General features: G+C 40.3%; 22 protein-coding genes and 1 tRNA gene. 4 read left to right on the top strand and 19 right to left on the bottom strand.

The window, feature by feature from the left end:
* Positions 1–30: 30 nt before the first annotated feature.
* Positions 31–522, bottom strand: a complete 492-nt coding sequence (locus AC1M9K_RS04045) for a hypothetical protein (RefSeq protein ID WP_481588581.1) — start codon at positions 520–522, stop codon at positions 31–33.
* A gap of 257 nt (positions 523–779) precedes the next feature.
* Between AC1M9K_RS04045 and AC1M9K_RS04040 the strand changes: the two genes are divergently transcribed.
* Entirely contained in the window at positions 780–1,775 is a 996-nt protein-coding gene (locus tag AC1M9K_RS04040; protein ID WP_035265971.1) for an Lnb N-terminal periplasmic domain-containing protein, read from the top strand.
* 55 nt (positions 1,776–1,830) lie between these two features.
* Here the strand turns inward: AC1M9K_RS04040 and AC1M9K_RS04035 are convergent, their stop codons facing one another.
* Positions 1,831–2,625 carry a hypothetical protein gene (locus AC1M9K_RS04035; RefSeq protein ID WP_481588580.1) on the bottom strand — a complete coding sequence of 265 codons (795 nt, stop codon included), beginning with the start codon at positions 2,623–2,625 and terminating at the stop codon, positions 1,831–1,833.
* Positions 2,626–2,923: 298 nt separating this feature from the next.
* Here AC1M9K_RS04035 and AC1M9K_RS04030 point away from each other — a divergent pair, with 298 nt between their 5' ends.
* Together AC1M9K_RS04030 and AC1M9K_RS04025 are read left to right on the top strand one after the other, a co-directional pair.
* Positions 2,924–3,637 (top strand): DsbA family oxidoreductase, encoded by a 714-nt coding sequence (locus AC1M9K_RS04030; RefSeq protein WP_035265969.1) that lies wholly within the window; start codon positions 2,924–2,926, stop codon positions 3,635–3,637.
* 428 nt (positions 3,638–4,065) lie between these two features.
* On the top strand, positions 4,066–5,262 hold the full coding sequence (locus tag AC1M9K_RS04025) for a hypothetical protein (protein ID WP_481588579.1): 1,197 nt from the start codon (positions 4,066–4,068) through the stop codon (positions 5,260–5,262).
* Between the two features lie 62 nt (positions 5,263–5,324).
* Here AC1M9K_RS04025 and AC1M9K_RS04020 read toward each other — a convergent pair whose 3' ends face one another.
* From AC1M9K_RS04020 to AC1M9K_RS03995, 6 genes are all read right to left on the bottom strand, one after another.
* Entirely contained in the window at positions 5,325–5,606 is a 282-nt protein-coding gene (locus AC1M9K_RS04020) for a hypothetical protein (protein WP_481588578.1), read from the bottom strand.
* A 219-nt stretch (positions 5,607–5,825) separates the two neighbouring features.
* Positions 5,826–7,745: a molecular chaperone HtpG gene (gene htpG / locus AC1M9K_RS04015; RefSeq protein WP_481588577.1), complete on the bottom strand. Its 1,920-nt coding sequence runs from the start codon at positions 7,743–7,745 to the stop codon at positions 5,826–5,828.
* A 92-nt stretch (positions 7,746–7,837) separates the two neighbouring features.
* Positions 7,838–8,185, bottom strand: coding sequence for a lysozyme inhibitor LprI family protein (locus AC1M9K_RS04010; RefSeq protein ID WP_035265964.1), 348 nt, complete (start codon positions 8,183–8,185; stop codon positions 7,838–7,840).
* A 131-nt stretch (positions 8,186–8,316) separates the two neighbouring features.
* Entirely contained in the window at positions 8,317–8,901 is a 585-nt protein-coding gene (locus tag AC1M9K_RS04005) for an OmpW/AlkL family protein (protein WP_481588576.1), read from the bottom strand.
* A 308-nt stretch (positions 8,902–9,209) separates the two neighbouring features.
* Positions 9,210–10,580, bottom strand: a complete 1,371-nt coding sequence (locus AC1M9K_RS04000) for a Na+/H+ antiporter family protein (RefSeq protein WP_092766629.1) — start codon at positions 10,578–10,580, stop codon at positions 9,210–9,212.
* Positions 10,581–10,681: 101 nt separating this feature from the next.
* Positions 10,682–11,551 (bottom strand): alpha/beta fold hydrolase, encoded by an 870-nt coding sequence (locus AC1M9K_RS03995; RefSeq protein WP_481588575.1) that lies wholly within the window; start codon positions 11,549–11,551, stop codon positions 10,682–10,684.
* 124 nt (positions 11,552–11,675) lie between these two features.
* Between AC1M9K_RS03995 and AC1M9K_RS03990 the strand changes: the two genes are divergently transcribed.
* Positions 11,676–12,164, top strand: coding sequence for a DUF4442 domain-containing protein (locus AC1M9K_RS03990; protein WP_481588574.1), 489 nt, complete (start codon positions 11,676–11,678; stop codon positions 12,162–12,164).
* A gap of 61 nt (positions 12,165–12,225) precedes the next feature.
* Here AC1M9K_RS03990 and AC1M9K_RS03985 read toward each other — a convergent pair whose 3' ends face one another.
* From AC1M9K_RS03985 to AC1M9K_RS03935, 11 genes are all read right to left on the bottom strand, one after another.
* The gene (locus AC1M9K_RS03985; RefSeq protein WP_035265949.1) at positions 12,226–12,582 is read right to left on the bottom strand and encodes a hypothetical protein; all 357 of its coding nucleotides are present in this window, start codon (positions 12,580–12,582) and stop codon (positions 12,226–12,228) included.
* Between the two features lie 197 nt (positions 12,583–12,779).
* Complete coding sequence (gene rpoC, locus AC1M9K_RS03980) at positions 12,780–16,973, bottom strand: DNA-directed RNA polymerase subunit beta' (RefSeq protein WP_481588573.1); 4,194 nt, start codon at positions 16,971–16,973, stop codon at positions 12,780–12,782.
* A 144-nt stretch (positions 16,974–17,117) separates the two neighbouring features.
* The gene (gene rpoB / locus AC1M9K_RS03975) at positions 17,118–21,206 is read right to left on the bottom strand and encodes a DNA-directed RNA polymerase subunit beta (protein ID WP_481588572.1); all 4,089 of its coding nucleotides are present in this window, start codon (positions 21,204–21,206) and stop codon (positions 17,118–17,120) included.
* Between the two features lie 305 nt (positions 21,207–21,511).
* A complete protein-coding gene (gene rplL / locus AC1M9K_RS03970; RefSeq protein ID WP_035265942.1) occupies positions 21,512–21,883 on the bottom strand; it encodes a 50S ribosomal protein L7/L12 in 372 nt (123 codons plus the stop codon).
* A gap of 51 nt (positions 21,884–21,934) precedes the next feature.
* Positions 21,935–22,441 (bottom strand): 50S ribosomal protein L10, encoded by a 507-nt coding sequence (gene rplJ, locus AC1M9K_RS03965; RefSeq protein WP_035265941.1) that lies wholly within the window; start codon positions 22,439–22,441, stop codon positions 21,935–21,937.
* Positions 22,442–22,742: 301 nt separating this feature from the next.
* Entirely contained in the window at positions 22,743–23,438 is a 696-nt protein-coding gene (gene rplA, locus AC1M9K_RS03960) for a 50S ribosomal protein L1 (protein WP_035265940.1), read from the bottom strand.
* 3 nt (positions 23,439–23,441) lie between these two features.
* Positions 23,442–23,870 carry a 50S ribosomal protein L11 gene (gene rplK, locus AC1M9K_RS03955; protein ID WP_004813566.1) on the bottom strand — a complete coding sequence of 143 codons (429 nt, stop codon included), beginning with the start codon at positions 23,868–23,870 and terminating at the stop codon, positions 23,442–23,444.
* Positions 23,871–23,985: 115 nt separating this feature from the next.
* On the bottom strand, positions 23,986–24,519 hold the full coding sequence (nusG, locus tag AC1M9K_RS03950; RefSeq protein ID WP_035265938.1) for a transcription termination/antitermination protein NusG: 534 nt from the start codon (positions 24,517–24,519) through the stop codon (positions 23,986–23,988).
* A gap of 7 nt (positions 24,520–24,526) precedes the next feature.
* Entirely contained in the window at positions 24,527–24,967 is a 441-nt protein-coding gene (secE, locus tag AC1M9K_RS03945; protein ID WP_035265936.1) for a preprotein translocase subunit SecE, read from the bottom strand.
* Between the two features lie 77 nt (positions 24,968–25,044).
* A tRNA-Trp gene (locus AC1M9K_RS03940) sits at positions 25,045–25,120 on the bottom strand.
* 47 nt (positions 25,121–25,167) lie between these two features.
* Positions 25,168–25,975, bottom strand: an 808-nt coding sequence (locus AC1M9K_RS03935) for an elongation factor Tu (RefSeq protein WP_481588571.1), incomplete at its 5' end; no start/stop codon positions are given.

Below are 25,975 nucleotides of genomic sequence, written 5' to 3'. Positions count from 1 at the left end.
TGCATTTTAGTTAACTTTTAACCCACGCTGTTATTTACTCCCTAACAACTGATTCAAACGCTGTCTATCAAAATTATTTTCACTTGCAAAATCACCCTCTCGAATCATATCTAAGGCTTTACTACGATCAATCCCTAAAGGCTCCAACATTCTAAAAATGCCTGAACTCGGATCATTCGACTGTAAACCTGCTGCAACAGACAAAACATACTGCTGCTGTAAAGGTGATAGATGACTCATATCAGGCACTGGGGTTTTTGGTTGAATATTCAGTGCAGGTGAACTTTGCTCTAAAGCAGCATTTTGAATATCCTGTTCTTTTTTGATCACTTGATGTTGCAAAGATTGACGCACCTTTTGATCTTCTTGAAAAGGTGTAACAGTCGTCACAACTTCATCACGTAAGTCATCGTCCGCCAACAATTGAATTGAAGGCAGGCTCGCAATATTTTCGGCATGAGTCAAACTCATCAGCAAAGCTGAGATCACACCGAACATCAAACATAATTTAGAATTAGTCATAAGCAAGACTCTGACATGCATCGTTCAAATCGAGCACCAAGAAAGAAGAATAACTAAACAAATAGAGCTATTATTTATCTAAACTACACCAATTTATTTACGTATTCATCAGCACTCAGATAAATGGTTTCAAGTGTTTTTTAAAGGTTTTGCTAAGCAACTGAATTTCAAGACTCGGTCTGATTTTACAAATATGGACTTCAAAGCTTAACTTCAATTCATTATAAAAATAGAAAACTCATACATATCCATCAGCCATGAAAACTAAAATAAAAAACAGCCTACTCGTTATATTTTTATGTCTCACATCACTCTGGGCAATCTTATTCATTTGGACACATCAGCCTGTTAATGCCATTTTCACTTATGCACTAATCTTGTTTTGGGTTGGACTTGCCATCATTACAGGGATATTCCATTTCAAGCAACACAGCTATAAGCCCTATTTCACATGGGCGTATTTGATTATTTTTTTGATTGCCATGATTAGCTTTTTTTCCTTAGAGCCGCGCAATGATCGCGTTTGGCAGGATGAAACCGACAAAATTATTCAATTCCAATTCAAAGATGGCAAAGTGGAATTACAGAATGTCAGAAATTTTATTTGGCACAGTGATAAAGACTACGTGACGCGATGGGAAACACGACAATACGATTTAGAAAAGTTAGATCGTATAGATTTAGTGGTATCTCATTTTATGCAAGGTCCTATTGCGCATGTTTTTATTACATTTGGTTTTGATGGTGGCGAACATCTCGCATTTTCTTTAGAGGTTCGTCAGGAAAAGGATGAAGGTTTCTCCACCATTGGCGGTTTTTTTCGGCAGTATGAATTGGCACTGGTCGTAGGTGATGAAAATGATTTGATTTATACCCGCTCAAATATTCGCGAAGAAGATGTCTATATTTATCCAATTCAAATGAATCAAACCGAAATTCAGATGTTGTTTTTAGAATTCCTGAACAAAGCCAATCGGCTAAATCATACCCCAGTTTGGTATAACACCTATATCAGTAATTGTACGACCATCTTGTTTGATTTATTAGAACATGCAGTAGGACAAATTCCACGAGATTATCGAGTTACCTTACCAGGCTTAATTCCAAACTATTTATATGACAAAAAAGTACTCGATAATGGTATCACCTTAGATCAATGGAAAGAAAAAGCACACATTAATCCCAAAATTGAGCATGTTCATGATGTACATTTACTTTCAAGTAAAGCCTTTTCTGCCTTACTCCGTGAGTAAAGCAGGCGTCCTTTTTTTTATAACCACGCTGAAAGAAACAGCTAAGAAAGAGTGTTTATTTCGTTTCTTGCTGAACAGCAGGCTCTGAACTTGGACTTTGATTCACTGTTTGTGCTTCAATCACCTCGGCATTTTGATTTTTTAACTGATCAATTTCGCGTTGTAATTGATTTAATTCACGATATAACTCGTTAAAACGATTCACACTAAGATCACTTTTAAATAGGATCATTTCGTTACGGCGTTGCCAGTCATGATTCTTCAAAAACTCAAACATTTCTTCAGCTTTTTTTGTGATCTTAAGTTCTAAAGCAAACAAAGCTTGATCATTATTATGCTGTCGGCTGAATTTTAACTTTTCTTTCATTGGCTCACGCAAGTCTGCTTTCATCTCCAAAGCATCAAGCGCTTGTAAAGCTGTTGCATAAATTTGTTGGTCACGCATTTGATATTCAGATTGAATTTTCTTCACTTGGACAAACATCTTTTCGGTGTCTTGATATTTATTCTTTTTATCTAATTCTAGGCGCCGAACGTTCAGAAACTCATCCCACTTGGCTTGATCTAAATCACGTAAATACATATTTCGTGATTCAATATTGTCTACCCAATACTTCAAAATAAATTCAGAAAGTACTTTATAGTCACCATTCAAACGCTCATCTTCAACTTTAAAATTCAGAGGGGTTTTCCAATCCTTCGCTTGAACATAAAGCTGCTCAATTTTTTCCGTCATCACCAAATCAAATTGTTGACGTTGCACTTCATCATTTTTTTCATTTTGCGCGTAGGCACAATAACCAAATAATAAGGTCACCATGACGATAACCACCGCTAAAATTCCGCGCATCTCAAACTCCTATCCTTTTTTTGTTTGAGTAATGAATCACTTGCGAACAATGACAAGCACATGATGTGTAATGTATAGCATATTTTTTAAGCAGAATTAGGAATGAATTTAGTGAAAATTGCTGTGATTTTGTCGATTTATTCGTGATTCTGTGATCAAGTTTCAATAATTTATTACGCAAAATTCATATTTTCGACAGAAATATATCGGATTGAAACTCTGCGTTTCAGATTTAGACCTTTAATTTTGTTGTCATTGCCCACACTATAGATTCATAAATGATGATTAGAGATTTTTTATGCGTGTAGATGTGTGGTCAGATGTAGTATGCCCTTTTTGCTATATCGGAAAAAAACGTTTAGAAGCAGCAGCTGCTGCAACTGGTGTAGAACTTGAAGTCCATTGGCACAGTTTCCAGTTAGATCCTGATGCACCACCACGTCAAGAAGTCTCAAATAGCGAACGTTTGGCATTGAAATATGGGCGTACTGTCGCTGAAGTTGAAGAAATGCAACGCAATATTGCGGAAATGGCAAAAGCAGAAGGCATCGAGTTCAATTGGGAAAATGCCAACTCAGGGAATACATTTAACGCCCATCGAATTATTCATCATGCACAAAGCTTAGGATTGGGTTCGGAAGCAAAAGAAGCCTTTTTCTATAGCTATATGACCCAAGGTTTAGCCATTGGCGAGCGTGAAACCCTCGAAGATGTTGCTTCGCGCATTGGTTTAAATCCAGTTGAAGTGGATGATATTTTGGATTCTGATCAATATGCCGATTTTGTCCAATTTGATGAAGAACTTGCACGTGATCAATTAAAAGTGACTGGCGTACCATTTTTTGTATTCGATCAGCGTGTGGCTTTGGCTGGTGCTCAACCGACTCAAGTCTTCCAAGATGTGATCAACAAAGTATTAACGACTGCCAATGAACAAACAGATCAACCCACTGTTGAAGATGCAGAAACTTGTACTGATGAACATTGTGACGTGCCACCAAGCAAATCATAAAACATCTTCGAGAAACTAAATACTGGCTTAAGGTTGCATGACTTAAGCCATATTTAGACTGTTATAAAAATAGAATTCAGCGTTGCATAAACAAGCCTATTCAAGTGAATCGGAACTGAATATACTTCATGTATAGATTCACTGCATGACTCTATACATGGTAAATTTTTATAGACCTCTTTCCCCAAGGAGGTCTTTTTTTATCTATAAAACAATTATTTAATAAAATTATTTCAGTTTTAAGTCTTCTCATTATCTGTTCTAATTTTAAATGACTATAAATTCATTGTTGTTTATTGTGAATTTTGTTGAACAATTCATTAGAATAGATCAAACATTGATTTTTAATAATATCACGATGCTTAAGCCCATTTTTAATTTTATAAATAAATTCAGTGGCTTAACAATGAAAATGACTTAGAGCGAATATGAAAAGAATCATGCAGCAATTCAAACCGTCAACCTTAAGTCTTGTCTTAAGTTGTAGCTTTTTAAGTACTTTCGTGTATAGCCAAGATCAGATAGATCACTTGACTGATCCTTATCAAACAGATGAAATTAGTGTCAGTAGCGAATTCCCTACTTTAGACTATCCTTTAGAATTTCAACAAAAAGACTGGCCAACATCGGATGAAAATAGCTTAGGTTGGATTAACTACGTTCCTCGCATGGTTGATGCAACGCCGACACTATTCCCAGAACAATCCAATAAAAAAATATACGCTCCGACCCAAGTGACTGAAGATTTATCATGGATTGACCGACGTCAAAAATCGATTCGCCAATGGGCAGACCGAACTGCACAGCGAATCGATGGTTGGTTTGGTGAAGGTTATGAAGATGAAACCGCCAAAGCAACGCTACGTGTAATCTTTGATAATAAATGGAATAAGTATGATGATTACGAATTCAAGCCACGTATACGCGGTAAAATCGACTTACCAACCTTAGAGCGTAAATTAAGTTTAGTCTTTGGTGATGATTCACTGGATAATGAAATTGACAACAATATTGCCATTACCAATGAAAATCCCGCTGGTGATCCCGACAAAAATGTCGACACTAAGCGAATCCGTGAAGATAACAGTTCTATCGCCTTACGTTGGTCACAACTGTCTGATAAATTACCTTTCGATTTAGATGCTGATTTAGGTATCCGATCTGGAGATGACATTTATGCCCGCTTAAAGGCAAAAAAAGATTGGACTCTCGGGAATGATTTTTCCTTTCATGCTGAACAAATCTATCGTTATGGTATAGATAGTGAAAATTATCTAAGAACCAATTTGGAACTCACCCAAGCACGTCCAAATGAAGCATTTATTTCAAATCAGCTTTATCTAACTTATGCGGATGAGCAGGATGATGATTGGACTTGGGATAATCGTACCTATCGCCAACATCAGTTTTTCCATGATAACCGCTTTAACTACGGTATGTATGTAGGCGGTTATTACAACGAAGATGATTTACGTATGAACAGTTGGGGACCTTTTGTTTCTTGGCGCCAACCCTTATTCCGCGAATGGTTCTTTGTTCAAGGTGATCTTAACTATTTTAATGACAAGCGTGAAGATCGATCACACTATCCTCGTGCTTTAGTTCGTCTTGAAGCTAGATTTTAACGCTCGATAATAGTCATAAAAAAAAGCCCATCATTGATGGGCTTTTTTTGGATCTTAGATTCTCAAATGACAGGCTTTTGAATCACGATACGATCATTACGTGTAATACGTGTTTTTTTAGGAGATGCTTCAGCTTCAGTTTTAGGTAAAACATAACCGACGCGATCTGTGCGTGTGATACGTTTACTATCCACAAAAGGATTAATATCAAATTGTGGAATCTGGTGCTTCACTACGGTTACACGATCATTTCGAACAATTTTCTTCACATCTTGTTCTGCATAAGTGACATTGGTTAAGCTCAAACAAAACATGCTAAATGCGAGCATCATTGAAGTTTTCATAGAATATTCCCAATATTTAATGATCGCTATTATAGATTAATTATTATTGTTTAATATGTTTTACAAATCAAAACTTGGACGTGTTTTTTTATCATTAACATCGAAAAAATTTATCTAGTTTAACTCAAAGCTTAAATAGTTCCTTTTACATCCTACGACGGCGCTGCATAAAAAAAGCCTATCCGAAGATAGGCTTAGATCACAATTTAAAATATGCGCTTATTTCAATAATAAGCTGTTAATGCGTTTTAAATATGCAGCTGGATCTTCTGGTAAACCACCTTCCGCAATCATAGCTTGATCAAAAATCACATTTGCAAGATCATCAAATTGTGCTGAACCATCCAACTTTTTCACCAATGGATGCTCAGGGTTAATCTCTAAAATTGGCTTGCTTTCTGGGACTGCTTGACCTGCCTGTTTTAACATGCGAATCAACTGTGGAGACAACTCGCCTTCACCCGTCACCAGACACGCTGGAGAATCAACCAAACGAGTGGTTACGCGCACTTCTTTGGTTTTGTCTTTTAATGCCTCAGACAGCTTTTCAACCACAGGTTTAAACTGCTCAGCCGCCGCTTCTAATGCTTTTTTCTCTTCAGCATCCTGTAAATCACCTAAGTCTACAGCACCTTTTGCGACATTCTGCATTGGTGTCCCGTCAAACTCATGAACAAATTCCATTGCCCATTCATCTACACGTTCAGTCATTAGCAGAACATCGATGCCTTTTTTCTTGAATAACTCAAGTTGTGGCGAGTTTTTAGCAGCGGCTAAGCTTTCCGCCGTTACATAATAAATCGCCTTTTGACCTTCCTTCATTGCTGCTTTGTAGTCAGCCAATGAAGTAGTGACCTCATCATTGTTTGAAGTTGCAAAGCGTAGAAGCTTCAAAATTCGGTCACGATTGGTGAAATCTTCACCCAAACCTTCTTTTAAGACAGACCCAAACTCAGCATAAAACTTCTTAAATTTCTCTTGATCTGCTTCATCTTCAGATTTAGCTAAAGTATCTAAAGTTGTTAAGATTCGACGTGTGTTGCCTTCACGGATGGTTTTAACATCTCGACTTTCTTGAAGTAATTCACGACTCACATTCAACGGTAAGTCTGCGCTATCCACAACACCTTGTACGAAACGTAAATAGTTCGGGATGAGATTATCTGCATCATCCATGATGAAGACACGTTTCACATAGAGCTTGATACCTGCTTTCGCTTCACGTGAGAAAATGTTGTGCGGTGCTTTACTTGGGATATACAGTAATTGCGTATATTCAGTGCTCCCTTCTACGCGGTTATGCGCCCAAGTAATCGGTGCTTCAAAGTCGTGACTTAAGTTTTTATAAAACTCAATATACTGTTCTTCAGTAATGTCATTCTTACTACGTGTCCACAATGCGCTGGCAGAATTGATCGCCTCCCATTCACCCGTTTTGACATACTGGCCTGGTTTCGCTTCTTCGCCCTCAGCTGCTTCTTCTTGTTGCCATACCTCTTTTTCCACTTGAATTGGTAAACTAATATGGTCTGAATATTTATTGATAATTTGCTTTACTTTATAACTTTGCAAATAATCTAATGCGTCTTCACGCAAGTGTAGAATAATATCTGTACCGCGACCTTCTTTTGTAATTTGCTCAACTTCGAACTCGCCTGTACCACCACTGATCCAACGTACACCTTCTGAAGCTTCAGCCCCTGCACGACGTGATTCAACTGTGATTTTATCAGCGACAATAAAGCCAGAATAAAAACCGACACCAAACTGACCAATTAACTGTGCATCTGACTTTTGATCACCGGTTAATTTAGACATAAAGTCTTTAGTACCAGATTTAGCAATCGTACCCAAATTATCAATAGCTTCTTGTTGGCTTAAACCAATACCGTTGTCTGAAATGGTGATGGTTTTATTATCTTTATCCAATTGTACGCGTACACGTAAATCTGGATCATTTTCATAGTATTCAGGATGATTAATCCCTTCAAAACGTAATTTATCACATGCGTCTGAAGCGTTTGAAATTAGCTCACGAAGGAAAATTTCTGGATTTGAATAAAGTGAATGCGTCACTAAATATAAAAGCTGAGCAACTTCCGCTTGGAAACTATGTTTTTGTGTATTCTGCTCGCTCATAAACTACTCCTTAAACACATCAAAACAATTTTTTTGAATGCTTAATGAATGGTGTAGCTTCTAATTTTTTCAATGGTCAAAATTAATTTTTTTTAAAAAGGACCTTGTTTGTAAATTCGATCAAGATGTATTTCTAGTTTTTGCTGACGCATTTGATAGACATGATTTAAGCATTGCAAATTTGCTTGGCATTGATCACGTAATTCCAGCCATTTGACTTGTTCATTCTGAATGATTGATCGCATTCCCATCGGTACTAAACGACGAAGAATTTGATAAGTGGCAGCCATTTTAACATCTGCATCATTCAGGATACGATGTTCACAAACAGCTTTCTCAGTTTCGGACTGCGCTTTTTTGCAATCAAAACTCGCTGCAAATACTGGAACACTTCCACATGCAGCCAGCACAATGATGAGTTTTATGAATTGGTTCTTCATGCATACTACTCTGTTATGAGCTTTCTAGATTATTGAAAAAAATTGTTTTTTTATATGGTATTTTCTACCTGTTATAGTACAACACATAAAAAAAGCCCTATTGATTAATAGGGCTAGGCGCAACTTTATTTTTAGAATTTGTAGCTGTAACCAATGCTATAGATGACTGGATCTATATCTAGCTTGAACTTTGTTGTTCCATCTACATTCACTTCAGGGTTCAAATCTGCATAACGTACGTCAGCGAATACACCCCAGTTTTTTGCATCAGCTGGTTGGAAATTGAAACCTAACTGCGCTGCATAACCAAAATCTTCTTTTACACTTTGAACGCCTTGCTCATCCCAAGCAATAAATGCTGTTGCACCAAGACCAACATAAGGTGTAAATCCCGAGGTATTTTTAAAATGATATTTCGCAGTCAGTGTTGGTGGTAAATGTTTAATCGTCACTGCATCAGCGCCATTAATCAAAACATCATGGCGAACTGGAGTCGCTAATAATAATTCAGCAGAAATTTGATCATTAAAGAAATATTCCACCGAAGGGGTAAAAGCAAATTCATCATCGGCTTCCACTTTAGCTCCTCCTAGAGCAGCCACAGTGGTATCTTGCGTTGGAGAAATTGCAGATGCACCTACCTTAAGTTGCCATTCTCCTGCCAGTGCATTTGCTGACATCCCAACTAAAACAATCAGTGAAATTTTATTTAACATTATTATAACCTCTGAAAGAAATATCTAAATAAACCACTATTTAAATATAATAAACACGCCAAAAATTAATATGCAACTCTCAAAAATTAAATAAAATACATTTTATTTATAAATAACTGATTTTAACAATAATTTATTTTAAATCAAACCAATTTAGTCAATTATGAAACCATCAATTATTTTAAATAACCTATTAATCATATTATTTTACTCGGAATTTTTTATTTAATCCTACTACTTTAATCTGATTTAAAATAAAAAAGGCGATTATATTAATCGCCTTTTATTCAATCATTTTTTAAATGTAGTTATAGGACCATTGCCGCGATCCAACCAAAAATCATCAATGGAATATTGAAATGAATAAATGTCGGAATCACACTGTCTTTCATATGATCATGTTGACCATCCATATTCAAGCCTGATGTTGGTCCTAAAGTCGAGTCTGAAGCTGGAGAGCCTGCATCACCTAGAGCTGCAGCAGTACCTATGAGCGCAATTGTTGCTGCTGGACTAAAACCAAACTGAATACATAATGGGACATAAATGATTGCAAGAATTGGCACTGTGGAGAATGATGATCCTATACCTAGTGTAATTAATAATCCGATGAGTAACATCCAGAATGCTGCCCAACCTTGACTATCACCAATCCATGCGACTGAAGCCTCAACTAGCGTTGGAACCTGACCAGTAGCGCCGATCACGGCTGCAAAACCTTGTGCTGCGATCATAATAAAACCCACGAGTGCCATCATACGCATACCAGTAATGATGACATCGTCAGCTTCTTTCCACTTGAAAATACCTGCACAGCTTAGGATCGCCACGCCGACTAAACCAGCTAAAATCATCGAATCAGAATACAATTGCACTGCAAGCGTTGCTAAAACAGCACCCCCCGCCATATAAATCGTAAATTTAGAAACCTCCGGTCTCGCAGAACCTTCTTGAACACCCATTTCACCCGAAATGCTTTGTGGTTGTTCTTCGACATGAATGTCACGATATTCTCGTGGTTTACGATAGCTATAAAACACTGCGATTAATAAACCTACGAACATCCCAAACACAGGAATCGCCATCGCAGAAGGGATTTGATCATAATCAATTTGGAAGCCAAGTGGTTCACCAAAAGTATTGATGTTTTGACCTAAAATATCATTTAGGAAAATTGCACCAAAACCGACTGGGATCAACATATAAGTTGCACATAAACCAAATGTGAGTAGACATGCAACCAATCGTCGATCAAGCTTTAAATGGTTGAATACCATCAATAATGGTGGAATCAATACAGGAATAAAAGCAATATGCACGGGAATTACGTTTTGAGAACAAACAGCCGCTATTGCAACCGTTGCAAAGATGGCATATTTGACACGATTTTGTATTTTAAGATTAGCCTCACCTTTAAGTGAATTAATCATTTTATATGCTAGAAGATCTGGCAAACCTGAACGAGCCAAAGTTAAGGCAAATGCACCAAGTACACCATAAGCTAAAGCAATCTGGGCACCCTTGCCCAAACCACCATTAAACGCTTCCATAGTGCCTTGTAAACCAAGACCAGCCAATAGGCCTCCTGTTACAGCACCAATGATCAGTGCAAATACCACAGGCACACGAGCCAAAGAGAGGCCAAACATGACCCCAATGGCAGCAAGAATTGCAAACATAAGAAATAGGAATCAGACAAAAAAACTATTTTATCAGAATTTGTTTGTAATAAATCTGCTCATCAGGGGTTGATACCTTCACTCGTCAGATTCTATTCGCCTTACGCATTTTTTTTTGCAAATTGTTTAATATACGATGCGATCTCTTGGGCACGACTTAAAACAGCCCAATGATTCGCATCTAGCTCAACACGTTCAAAACCTGTCGCCCATTTTGGAATTTCGTCAATCAACTCTGGACTTACATATTTATCGCGTTTTAAGACTACCGCTTGAACGGGGCAAATCGCATGACGTTGACGAGGCATCATTAGACGTGGAATAAAGTTTGCCCGATACAGTGCCACACCATACTCACCATCCTTAGAGATATTTTGGTTTACAGGTAAGCCTTTTGTATCTTCAAGAATTTCAAATATTTTGCCCCAGCGATCTGGATTGAGAAAATTCCACATCGTCGGTGCAACTACGGGTAGCTGAAATAGTACGATGTACCAAGACTTAATCAATTGCTTAAAGAACTTTGGTTTTTGATGTTTGAATTGTTCACGCATCCAATAAGCAGCATGGTCCAAGCATGGTCCAGATATAGTGGTATATGAAAGAATACGACCTTTAAATTTAGATTCTGTTACGGATTCCCATGTTTGAATTGAGCCCCAATCGTGTGCTGCCACATGAAAGTTTCGATTTGGCAACAGATGATTTACCACACTCTCCAAATCCAAAGACAGTTGAGCTAATGCATAAGCGCGAATCTTTTTCGGTACGCTCGATTGACCAGCGCCACGCACATCATAAGTTACAACAAAATAATCTTCGATTAAATTCGAAATGATTGGTTCCCATACTTCTTGATTGTCTGGATAACCATGCACAAGCACCAATGCCGGCTTATTCCGATCTCCCCATGTTTTAGCATAGAGTTTTTGTTGATCTGTCGTGTTAATCCAATGCGATTCAAATTGCATAATATGCTCAACCTTTTTTGTTATTGATTGACCGTTTTCTTGGTCTACGATGATTTTCGATCAATGCCAGAATATTTTTTGTACTTTAGTATGCTAACTAATGAAATAAAAATAATTGACCTAAATGAGTATTTTGAAAAAGCTAACGACAATTCCGTTAATATCCAAGTATATGTTTAATAGCTTTGCACCCTTTCAAGGCGCAGGCATTACTATCGATAAAATCGACTTAAAAAATCATCATATTCGTGTAAAAATGCCACTTACACGAAAAAATAAAAATATTGTGGGTGTCCACTTTGGCGGTAGCCTTTATTCTATGGTTGACCCATTCTATATGACATTACTCATGTATCACTTAGGTGATAAATATATTGTTTGGGATAAGGCTGCAAGCATCGATTTTTTAACTCCTGGTCGTAGCACTGTTTATGCAGATATCCGCATTGATTCCAGTGAAATACAACTCATCAAAGAGCTCGCTAGCAATCATGCTCTTGTTTACCGTAACTATACTGTGAATATTATGGATGAATCAGGCTTACGGATCGCAGAAGTTCACAAAACTGTGTATATCCGTCGCAAGAAGGCAAAAGCCACACGTTTCCGTTAATAAAAAAAGCGCTCTATGAGCGCTTTTTTTATCACTTTAGCAAATTAACGATTATTTTGTTCTATCGCTTTTGCTCTATCGCTGCTCCTGCACCGCCGCCAATTGCACCACCAATTGCAGCGCCAGAGTTACCACCAAAAATACTTTTACCGACTGCAGACCCGATTGCACCGCCTACACCACTATAAGTGGCATTACGATCTGAGCCCCCTTGAGCTTTACTACCTACAGCGGCACCTGCACCACCACCAAGCGTTGCACCAACACCACCACCAACATTATTACCAACACCACCACCAAGTGCACCGCCTGCAGCAGCTGCACCAATACGCTGTTGATTCGGCGTCATGCTTTCACAACCTGCAAGTAGCATTGTAGATACGGTTGCCATCGCCATGACAGCTGTTAACTTTTTCATCTTGATGTCCCTCTTTGTCTATTTATATAAGCATATCGCGATCTAGAGAATAAAATTTTCAATTTCTGTTACAAGACAACGCGAAAATGATGCTATTTGTAAAGAGTTTTTTTCAAAATAGATATTTAGCCTCAAATTCACATTATCAAACTCAATAAAAAAAGGCACCCGTAGGTGCCTTCTTAATTCAGTTTAGATTAAAACTGATCTTCATTTAATGCTTGTGAGAACGCTTGGTCAACTTCAGAGAAGTCATTAACCAATTCGTGTTCAGCAGCTTCTGCTTCTTGACGACGACGCTCTAAGTGGTAAGCCAAACCTGTACCCGCTGGGATCAAGCGACCAACAACCACGTTTTCTTTTAGACCGCGTAAATCATCTTCTTTACCTGTTACAGCAGCTTCAGTTAACACACGTGTTGTTTCCTGGAACGATGCAGCAGAAATGAACGAGTCAGTAGAAAGTGAAGCTTTCGTGATACCCATCAATTGACGTTCAAACTTCGCAGGGAACTTGTTCTGAGCAAGTACTGCTTGGTTTTCTTGGACAACACGGATGTAATCCACTTGCTCGCCTTTGATGAAGCTTGTATCACCACCATCGATGATCTCAACTTTACGCAACATTTGACGTACGATGACTTCAATGTGCTTATCGTTGATTTTTACACCTTGGAGACGATATACGTCTTGAACTTCGTTCACGATGTAGTTGGTTAATGCCACTTCACCTTTCAAACGTAAGATGTCATGTGGATTTTGCGGACCATCAGAAATCGTTTCACCACGGTTAACATGCTCACCTTCAAACACGTTAATCGTACGCCACTTAGGAATTAACTCTTCGTAAATCTCTGAGCCATCATCCGGTGTGATCACCAAACGATTCTTACCTTTAGTTTCTTTACCAAAGCTTACAACACCTGAAACTTCTGCAAGGATCGCATGTTCTTTCGGCTTACGTGCTTCAAACAAGTCAGCTACACGTGGAAGACCACCGGTAATATCACGAGTACGTGAAGTTTCTTGAGGTACACGACCAATTACATCACCCACACCAATTGTTTCGCCATCTCGGACAGTCACAATTGTATTTTGTGGTAAGAAGTAGAACTGTTCACCACCATCAACTGTATCTAATACAATCGCTGGACGTAAGTCTTTACCAGAAGCTGGACGAGACGTTACAGGTAAAATTTCAACTGTCGTCATACCAGTTGCATCATCTGTTTTCGAGGTTGCAGTTACACCATCAGCGATTTGGCTGAAACGTGCTTTACCAGCAACTTCTGTTACCAATGGATGCGTATGCGGATCCCAAGTCGCTACAATACCGCCAGCTTCTACCGCACCACCATCTTTAATCAAGATTGAGGCACCGTAAGGAAGTTTATAACGCTCACGCTCACGACCGATGTCATCAGTGATACCAATCTCACCAGAACGAGAAACAGACACAAAGTGACCTTTAGCGTGTTGAACTGTCTTCACATTATGGAAACGGACAAAGCCTGCATTACGTACTTGAACACTGTTCGCAGCAGAAGTTCGGCTCGCAGCACCACCCACGTGGAATGTACGCATCGTTAACTGTGTACCTGGCTCACCAATGGATTGAGCAGCCATTACACCCACTGATTCACCTGGATTCACCAAGTGACCACGTGCAAGGTCACGACCATAACATTTCGCACATACACCAAAAGTAGATGCACAGTTTACTACTGAACGCACTTTAACTTCATCGACACCTTGCTCTTCTAGGTAGTTTGCAAGTTTCTCATCGATGAGTGTATTACGTGGCAGTACTACTTCATCAGAACCTGGTCGCTTCGCATCTTCAGCTAATACACGACCAAGCACACGAGTACCTAAGTTCTCGATAACATCACCACCTTGAATGAATGGCGTCATTACGAGACCGTCAAAAGTACCGCAATCTGGCTCAGTAATCACTAAGTCTTGCGCTACGTCTACAAGACGACGTGTCAAGTAACCCGAGTTCGCTGTCTTCAATGCTGTATCGGCCAAACCTTTACGCGCACCGTGTGTTGAAATGAAGTACTGAAGTACTGTCAAACCTTCACGGAAGTTCGCTTTAATTGGTGTCTCAATAATCGAGCCATCCGGTTTTGCCATCAAACCACGCATACCTGCAAGCTGACGAATCTGTGCTGCACTACCACGGGCACCAGAGTCAGACATCATGTAGATGGAGTTGAATGATTTTTGTTTCTCATCTTCGCCCTGTTTGTTCTTAACAGTCGTGTAAGACAAGTTATCCATCATCGCTTTCGCTACTTGGTCATTTGTACGTGCCCAAATATCGACAACTTTGTTATAACGTTCACCGGCAGTTACGAAACCTTGTTCGAACTGTTGCTCAATTTCACGAACTTCAACTTCAGCTTTCTCGATGATTGAATACTTCGCAGGTGGAATCACCATGTCTTCCATACCAACAGACACGCCTGAACGTGTTGCTTGACGGAAACCGAGGTACATCAATTGGTCAGCAAAAATAACAGTATCTTTCAAACCAAGCTTACGGTAGCAAGAGTTGATCAATTTAGAGATGTTCTTTTTGGTCATCTCAACGTTGATTTGCTCGAAGCTTAAACCTTCTGGCACAACTTCCCAAAGTAAACAACGGCCTGGCGTTGTATCAACGATAATCGTTTGTTGCTCACGCTCACCATTTTCATTGATCACAGTTTGATGTACACGAGCTTTAACGCGAGCATGTAAATCAACTTGACCTGTTGCAAGCGCACGGTTTACTTCGTGAGTATCCGCGAACACCATGCCTTCACCTTTGGCATTGATTGCATCACGCGTGATGTAATACAAGCCTAAGACAACGTCTTGCGATGGAACGATGATTGGTTCACCGTTTGCTGGAGACAAGATGTTGTTCGTTGACATCATTAACGCACGAGCTTCTAATTGAGCTTCAAGTGTTAATGGAACGTGTACCGCCATTTGGTCACCATCGAAGTCGGCGTTGAACGCAGCACATACGAGTGGGTGTAGACGGATTGCTTTACCTTCAATCAGTACAGGCTCAAATGCTTGAAGACCTAAACGGTGAAGTGTTGGCGCACGGTTCAACATCACTGGATGTTGACGAATCACAGATGCAAGAACGTCCCAAACTTCTGGAGTCTCACGCTCAACCATTTTCTTCGCAGCTTTAATGGTAGTTGCTTGGCCAGACGCTTGTAATTTCGCGAAAATAAACGGCTTGAATAACTCAAGTGCCATTTTCTTAGGAAGACCACATTGGTGAAGACGTAAAGTAGGACCTACAGTAATTACCGAACGACCAGAATAGTCAACACGCTTACCAAGTAAGTTCTGACGGAAACGACCTTGTTTACCTTTGATCATGTCTGCCAAAGATTTAAGAGGACGTTTGTTCGAACCAGTAATTGCACGACCACGACGACCGTTATCTAACAATGCATCTACAGACTCTTGTAACATACGTTTTTCGTTACGTACGATGATATCTGGAGCAGCTAGATCAAGAAGACGCTTTAAACGGTTGTTACGGTTAATCACACGACGATAAAGATCGTTCAAATCAGATGTCGCGAAACGACCACCTTCAAGTGGTACAAGCGGACGAAGATCTGGTGGAAGTACTGGAAGTACAGTCAACACCATCCATTCTGGTTTGTTATTCGACTCTTTGAACGCTTCCATTAACTTCAAACGCTTAGATGCTTTCTTAAGCTTCGTTTCAGAAGTTGTATTTGGAATTTCTTCACGTAAACGAGAAATCTCAGCTTCAAGATCGATGTCTTTCAACAAATCTTGAACTGCTTCAGCACCCATTTTCGCAGTGAATTCATCACCGTGCTCTTCTAATGCTGTGAAGTATTCTTCGTCATTCAGAAGTTGGTATTTCTCAAATGGCGTCATACCAGGATCTGTTACAACGTAAGATTCGAAATACAATACACGTTCGATATCACGTAGCGTCATGTCTAAAAGAAGACCGATACGGCTAGGCAGTGATTTTAAGAACCAAATGTGTGCAACTGGTGAAGCAAGCTCAATGTGACCCATACGCTCACGACGAACTTTCGCAGTTGTTACTTCAACGCCACATTTTTCACAAATGACGCCTTTGTATTTCATACGCTTGTATTTACCACACAAGCATTCGTAATCTTTTACTGGACCAAAAATTTTGGCACAGAATAAACCATCACGTTCAGGTTTGAACGTACGATAGTTAATTGTCTCTGGCTTTTTAACTTCACCATGAGACCATGACTTAATCATTTCTGGTGACGCAAGACCAATACGGATGCGATCAAACTCTACAGGAGCATGACCGTCTGAATCCGTCTTTTTGCGCATGATATCGAGCAAGTCTTTCAATTTTTTTCTCCGTGTGTTGTGGAGATTTTCACTTCACAACTGGGTCACAAATATTGTTTTTTAACTGAATTGGTAATCTCCCCTAACCCCTCTTTTTTAAAGAGGGGTTAGTCTCCCCCTTATCAAAGGGGGATTGAGGGGGATTTAGTCACCATTTTTCAGTTCAATGTTGATACCTAAAGAACGGATCTCTTTGGTCAATACGTTGAACGATTCAGGCATACCTGGGTCCATATAATGGTTACCATCTACAATGTTCTTATAGATACGGGTACGACCCTCAACGTCATCCGACTTCACAGTCAGCATTTCTTGAAGCGTATAAGCTGCGCCATATGCTTCGAGTGCCCAGACCTCCATCTCACCGAAACGCTGACCACCGAATTGTGCTTTACCACCAAGCGGCTGTTGCGTTACAAGCGAGTAAGAACCTGTAGAACGCGCATGCATCTTGTCATCAACCAAGTGGTTCAATTTCAACATGTACATGTAACCTACAGTTACAGGACGGTCAAAACGTTCACCAGTACGACCATCATACAGTACTGTCTGACCAGTACGTGAAAGACCAGATAGTTCTAATAACTCTTTGATTTGACCTTCTTCCGCACCGTCAAATACTGGTGTTGCAAGTGGAACACCTTTACGGAGGTTGCCTGAAAGTGCCAAGATTTCATCATCAGTTAAGCTATCAAGATCTTCTTGCTCGCCACCAACTTTGTTGTAAATCTTGTCTAAGAATTCACGAAGTTCAAGTACAGTACGTTGTTCTTTCAACATTTGATCGATCTTATCACCAAGACCTTTCGCAGCCATACCCAAGTGAGTTTCAAGAATCTGACCCACGTTCATACGTGAAGGTACACCTAGTGGGTTCAATACGATATCTACTGGAACACCATTCGCATCATGTGGCATGTCTTCAACTGGCAAGATGTTTGATACAACACCTTTGTTACCATGACGACCCGCCATCTTATCACCAGGCTGAATACGACGTTTTACTGCTAGGTAAACTTTAACAACTTTCAATACGCCAGTTGTTAACTCATCACCTGTAGAAAGCTTGCGTTTTTTCTCAGCGAATTTCTCATCGATTTCAAGACTCTTCTCTTTCAAGAATACTTGAATTTGAGTTAAACGCTCCGCGATGCCTTCATCTACTGGTTGGATATCAAGTAGATCAACAAGTTCTAGATTTGAAAGAACTTCATCAGTTAACTTATCGCCACGTTTTGTTGTACCGCCGCCATTAGACTCTTGACCATTCAACAAACGTACAACGCGCTCACGTGCAGCTTCTTCGAAGATTTTGTATTCTTCTTTCAAATCTTTACGGTATGCATCAAGTTGAGCTTTTTCAATCGCTTGAGCACGTTCGTCTTTCTCGATACCATCACGAGTAAACACTTGAACGTCGATAACTGTACCCTTCGTACCAGATGGAACACGAAGTGAAGAGTCTTTCACATCAGCTGCTTTTTCACCAAAGATTGCACGAAGCAATTTTTCTTCAGGAGTCAACTGCGTTTCGCCCTTAGGTGTTACTTTACCAACTAAGATGTCGCCAGCAGTTACTTCAGCACCGATATAGACAATACCTGATTCATCAAGCTTAGAAAGTGCAGCCTCACCTACGTTCGGGATATCAGCAGTAATTTCTTCTGAACCAAGTTTAGTATCACGCGCGACACAAGAGAGTTCTTGAATGTGAATAGACGTCAAACGATCTTCTTGAAGAACACGCTCAGATAATAAGATCGAGTCTTCGTAGTTATAACCGTTCCAAGTCATGAACGCGACACGCATGTTTTGACCAAGTGCCAATTCACCGCCATCAGTTGATGGACCATCAGCAAGTACATCACCACGACCAACTTTGTCGCCTAGGTTCACAAGCACTTTTTGGTTGATACATGTGTTTTGGTTCGAACGTGTGTATTTAATCAAGTTGTAGATATCTACACCTGCTTCACCCGCAACCATTTCATCTTCATTCACACGAATAACGACACGAGATGCATCTACGTATTCAATACGCCCGCCACGTTTCGCGATCACACACACGCCTGAATCATGCGCCACGTTCGCTTCCATACCTGTACCAACAAGAGGCTTGTCAGCAATCAGCGTAGGAACAGCCTGACGTTGCATGTTTGAACCCATCAATGCACGGTTCGCATCATCGTGTTCAAGGAATGGAATCAGTGACGCAGCCACAGAAACAACCTGCTGAGCAGATACGTCCATGTGCGTTACTTTTTCTGGCGGCATACGTACGAAGTCACCTTGGTGACGAACAGATACGAATTCTTCTGTTAAGTTGCCATCTTTATCCAATTGAGAATCGGCCTGTGCAATCACAGTACCTACTTCTTCAATTGCAGATAAATATTCAACTTCATCCGTTACACGACCATCAACAACTTTACGATATGGAGTTTCTAAGAAACCAAAGCTATTCGCTTTCGCATATACAGATAATGAGTTGATCAAACCAATGTTTGGACCTTCAGGCGTTTCAATTGGACAAACACGACCGTAGTGAGTCTGATGTACGTCACGTACTTCAAAGCCCGCACGTTCACGTGTTAAACCACCTGGACCTAATGCTGATACACGACGTTTGTGTGTAATTTCAGACAATGGGTTGTTTTGATCCATGAACTGAGATAACTGGCTTGAACCAAAGAATTCTTTGATTGCAGCCGCTACTGGTTTTGCGTTGATCAAGTCTTGTGGAGACAAATTATCTGTCTCTGCTTGTGATAAACGCTCTTTCACAGCACGTTCAACACGAACTAGACCAACACGGAATTGGTTTTCTGTCATTTCGCCAACAGAACGTACGCGACGGTTACCTAGGTGGTCGATATCATCGACTTCACCTTTACCGTTACGGATTTCAACCAGTGTTTTTAATACGTCAATGATGTCATCGTTTGAAAGAATACCTTCAACTTCACGTGACTTCTGATCTGTACCCACTTCGTAAGGACGACCCAAACGACGGTTGAACTTCATACGACCGACTGGTGATAAATCATAACGTTCAGAAGAGAAGAACAAGTTATTGAATAAGTTTTCTGCAGCTTCTTTCGTTGGTGGCTCACCTGGACGCATTACCTTGTAAATTTCTACAAGCGCTTCTTCACGACCAGAAGTCGTATCAGCACGTAATGAATCAGCTACGAATGAACCGCGATCGATGTCGTTGGTATAAAGTAGGTTAAATTGCTTAACGCCACCTTCAGCAATTTTAACCATCACTTCATGGCTAAGAACCGTGTTTGCAGCAATCACATCACCATTGTGTAATGTAATGTCTTCAGCAGTAATACGCTCATACAAATATTCATCAGGTACTGGAAGTTTAGTTAAGCCTGCAGCTTCCATTTGACGAACATGACGCGCATTAATACGTTTACCTTGCTCAACGATTGTCTTACCGTCATTGTCTTTGATATCAAATTGTGCCATTTCGCCACGCAGACGCTCTGGAACCAAGTCAATTTGATAGCTGCCCATGTCTAGATATACAGGAACTTTTTCATAGAACATGTCTAGAATTTGTTCGTTTGTATAATTCAAGGCACGAAGAATCACAGTCGCAAGTAATTTACGACGACGGTCAATACGTACGTATACTAAATCTTTAGCATCAAATTCAAAGTCTAACCATGAACCACGGTAAGGAATGATACGTGCTGAATAAAGCACCTTACCACTTGAATGCGTCTTACCCTTGTCATGATCAAAGAACACACCAGGTGAACGATGTAATTGAGATACGATTACACGCTCAGTACCATTGATCACGAACGTACCATTCTGTGTCATAAGTGGCATTTCACCCATGTACACTTCTTGTTCACGTACATCTTTAATTGATTTCGTTTCGCGATCTTTAATGATCAAACGAATTTTTACGCGCATTGGTGCCGCATAAGTTGAGCCACGAAGAATACATTCGCGAACGTCAAACTCTGGTTTACCAAGGCTATACTCAACGAATTCTAAAGCAGCATTCCCAGAATAACTTTCAATTGGAAAAACTGAACGAAATGCGGCTTGGAGACCGATATCTTCGCGGTTTTTTGGTGTTTTGCCATCTTGAAGGAACGTTCTGTACGAGTCGACTTGAATCGCGAGCAGGTACGGAGCATCCATCACTTGGGGCAATTTACCAAAATTCTTACGGATCCGTTTCTTTTCGGTATATGAGTATGCCATCTGGAGTCCTCGGAAAGTAAACTAAACCCGCCTGCAGAACGGGTCTAGAAGGAATTACGCAGGTCGATATGACCACCACTTTGTTCAAATGCTGCAATGTTCAGTGGTATTAAAACGCTTAACAATATTTTTAAACATGGAAAAATATTGGTAAGCGTTTGATTTTATTCAATTATAGTTAGTATTGATGATTTTTACATCAAGTTAACAAAAATCGAGCCGATAATTGTAACGCAAAAAGGCTGATGACCCAAGAGCCATCAGCCAATTTTTGGGGTCAAATTAATATTGGCCCCATGGCGAAATTACTTAACAGTAACTTGAGCACCAGCTTCTTCAAGTTTCTTCTTAAGTTCTTCAGCTTCTTCTTTAGAAACACCTTCTTTAAGAAGAGCTGGAGCGCCTTCAACTAAATCTTTAGCTTCTTTAAGACCAAGACCAGTAGCTTCACGAACTGCTTTAATTACAGCAACTTTGTTAGCACCGAAAGAAGTCAACTCTACGTTGAATTCAGTTTGTTCTTCAGCAGCAGCAGCGCCAGCACCTGGAGCAGCAGCTACAGCTACAGCAGCAGCAGATACATTGAATTTTTCTTCAAAAGCAGAGATAAGTTCAACAAGTTCAAGAACAGTTTTTTCAGCAACTGCGTTTAAGATTTCTTCGTTAGTTAAAGCCATGAGAATAACTCCAAATGGATATTGAATGGTGTGGAAATTGATTTATTAAGCTTAAGCAGCTTCTGACTCGTTTTTCTCTTTGAGCGCAGTAATAAGGCGACCCAATTTCGAAATAGGAGCTTGAAGAACGTTTGCAAGCATAGTAAGCGCTTTTTCTTGGTTCGGAAGGTTCGCGATTACGCTAACTTCAGCACCTTGATAAACCTTGCCATCGAATGCAGCAGCTTTAAGTTCAAATGCTTTATTAGTTTTAGCAAATTCTTCAAACAAACGAGCAGCTGCGCCCATGTCGTCTTCAGAAGTCGAGAAAGCTAAAATTGTTGGGCCAACAAGGTTGTCGTTCAAGATATCGAACTGAGTATCTTGAAGAGCACGTTTAGCTAAAGTATTACGCACGATACGTGTAGTAACACCTAGTTTACGAGCTTCAACACGAAGAGCAGTTAATTGCTCAACAGTTAAACCTTGGTAGTCAGCAACAACAGCAGTGAAAGCAGTAGAAGCAACAGCGTTAACTTCAGCTACGATCTGTTTTTTGTCTTCGATAAGAAGAGCCATTGTAAAACCTCCTAACGGTGATTTATGTACTCACGCGAAGTACACTCCCAGTTCGTTGACTCATCACTGAGTCAACACGCGGAGGATGAACTAAATCACACCACCGCGTCTACGCAGGCTGGAATATTAAGAGCGAAGCATAAAACTCCCCTCGCCTGAGGTCTTTGACGCTGATAAATTCTCATTTACCAATTCAAAGTTTGCCTAAGTTCGCAAGAAATCCAAAACCGGTATCTTGCGTAAGATTTGAAGCAGCGCTTCAAATCTTACTCAGGGCTTTAAAATTCTGTCTAAGTTAAACTTAGTTAGAAACGTTAGTTACATCAATAGTAAGACCAGGACCCATAGTTGAGCTTAAAGTGATCTTTTTGATATAAACACCTTTAGAAGTTGCAGGTTTTGCTTTCTTAAGGTCAGCTACAAGAGCTTCAACGTTTTGACGAACAGCTTCAGCAGTGAAACCTACTTGACCGATCGCAGCATGGATGATACCCGCTTTGTCTACACGGTAACGTGCTTGACCAGCTTTTGCATTTTTAACTGCAGTTGCTACGTCAGGAGTTACAGTACCCACTTTAGGGTTTGGCATTAAGCCACGTGGACCAAGGATTGTACCTAACTTACCTACAACGCGCATTGCATCTGGAGCAGCAATCACTACGTCAAAGTCAAGGTTACCCGCTTGAATGCTTTCAGCAAGGTCATCAAAACCAACTACGTCCGCGCCTTCAGCTTTAGCAGCTTCAGCAGCAGCACCTTGAGCAAATACAGCTACACGTACAGTCTTACCAGTACCTGCAGGAAGTGTAGTCGCGCCACGAACAACTTGGTCAGACTTACGAGGATCAACACCTAGATTTACAGCCACATCCAAAGATTCTTTGAATTTAGCAGCTGGAAGGCTAGAAAGTACTGCTACAGCTTCTTCCAAAGTATAAACTTTGTTCGCTTCTACAGCAGCTGCAATCGCTTTTTGACGTTTAGTTAATTTAGCCATGTCTTAAAGCTCCACTTCCAAGCCCATAGAACGTGCAGAACCAGCAATGGTACGTACACGCGCGTCTAAGTCAGCACCAGTTAAATCTGGTTCTTTAGTAGTCGCGATCTCTTCTAATTGAGCACGAGTCAACTTACCAACTTTAGTTTTGTTAGGTACAGCTGAACCCTTTTGGATACCAGCAGCTTTCTTAAGAAGAATAGCAGCAGGCGGAGTTTTCATGATAAATGTGAACGACTTGTCGTTGTACACAGTGATCACTACAGGAATCGGAAGACCAGCTTCAAGTTTTTGTGTAGCAGCATTGAATTCTTTACAGAATGCCATGATGTTTACACCACGTTGACCTAGTGCAGGACCGATTGGTGGAGATGGATTCGCTTTACCAGCTGGAACTTGCAGCTTGATATAGCCGTCAATCTTCTTAGCCATTTCAATTACCTCTGGGTACAAACGCCGATTAAGGCTCCCCAATATTTACAAGTAACGATACCGTTACAACAACAATGCCCGATTAATAAAATCGGGCGTTTTCAACCAATTCAGATTAAATTGTTTTTTCGACTTGGCGAAATTCCAATTCAACTTGAGTTGGTCGATTGAATACATTAATCGTCAACGTTAAGCGTGACTTTTCGTACTGGACTTCTTCCACCACACCTTTAAAGTCTGTGAATGGACCATCAGTAACCAATAATTCTTCGCCTGGCTCGAACATTGTCTTAGGACGAGGTGCTTCGCCAGTATTGCGTACACGTGCAAGAATCGCGTCAGCTTCTTTTTGCGTAATTGGAGCAGGCTTTTCTGCCGTACCACCAATAAATCCGAGTACTTTTGGACATTCTTTAACAATGTGCCAAGTATCATCATTCATTTCCATTTCAACTAACACATAGCCTGGAAAGAATTTACGCTCTGACTTACGTTTCTTACCATCCTTCATCTCTACCACTTCTTCGGTAGGAACAAGGACTTCACCAAAGCTATCGGCAACAGCGCTACGCTGGATTCGATCATTAAGCGAACGCATCACTTGTTTTTCATAACCTGAATAGGCATGAATAATGTACCAACGTTTCATAGCTCTTTTACCCGATAATAAACTTCATCAACCAACTAATAATGTAATCAAAACACCATAAACCAATAGCGGTGATTACAACAACAAGTAACACTTGCCATGATGCAGTTACTGTTTCTTGCTTTGTTGGCCAAATCACTCGACGCAGTTCAATGCGTGAGTCTTTCAACAAACGAACAAAGCCTTTGCCTTGATGGGTGGCGTATAATAAACCTAAAGCCACAACGATACAAGCCAAAATTACCCCAACACGCACCCAAATATTGTTTGCGGGAACCCAATATGCTGGAAGATGTTGATTTACCATAAGTGCACCAGCAAGTAATGCCAATGCAATAATCCATAAAATCACGTCAACTGGTGAGCCAGATTTGACAACTTCAGCGGAATTGTTTCTTTGAGGAATTGGCGCGTCGCTTAATGCGTCACGCGATTTATCATTCGACATTTTTGTACTCGTCGTTGAATTCGCGACTTATTATATGACCAGTTTAGCCAGCATCAAGCTTTTTATCAAAAATAATTTGGCAGGCCAGGAGGGACTCGAACCCCCAACATTCGGTTTTGGAGACCGACGCTCTACCAATTGAACTACTGACCTATAGCAAAACCGAGAATCGAAACTCTCGGTTTTCGTTTGTACTTCTATTATGCAGTTACTTTAGCAACAACACCAGCACCAACTGTACGACCACCTTCACGGATCGCAAAACGTAGACCTGGGTCCATTGCGATTGGGTGGATTAATTCTACTGACATTTCTACGTTGTCACCAGGCATAACCATTTCAACGCCTTCTTTTAATTGAATCGCGCCAGTTACGTCAGTTGTACGGAAGTAGAACTGTGGACGGTAACCGTTAAGGAATGGAGTGTGACGACCACCTTCTTCTTTAGAAAGTACGTATACTTCCGCATCAAATTTAGTGTGTGGCTTGATTGAACCTGGTTTAGAAAGTACTTGACCACGTTGTACGTCTTCACGCTTAGTACCACGTAAAAGTACACCACAGTTCTCGCCCGCACGACCTTCGTCTAGAAGTTTACGGAACATCTCAACACCAGTTACTGTAGTTTTAACTGTGTCTTTGATACCTACGATTTCAACTTCTTCGCCTACTTTAACGATACCAGTTTCTACACGGCCAGTTACTACTGTACCACGACCAGAAATAGAGAATACGTCTTCGATTGGCATCAAGAATGCTTGGTCTACAGCACGTACTGGCTCTGGGATGTAAGAGTCAAGCGCTTCAACAAGAGCAACAACTGCATCTTCACCGAACTGACCAGCTTCACCGTTAAGTGCAGCAAGAGCAGAACCACGGATAACTGGAGTGTCATCACCTGGGAAGTCATAAGTAGAAAGAAGTTCACGAACTTCCATTTCAACTAGCTCAAGAAGCTCTTCGTCGTCTACAAGGTCACATTTGTTTAAGAATACAACGATGTATGGA

The sequence above is a fragment of the Acinetobacter sp. 24-47-67 genome (assembly GCF_056779735.1).
Note: the sequence above shows the minus strand (reverse complement) of the source record. Positions and strands in the feature narration are given on the sequence as shown.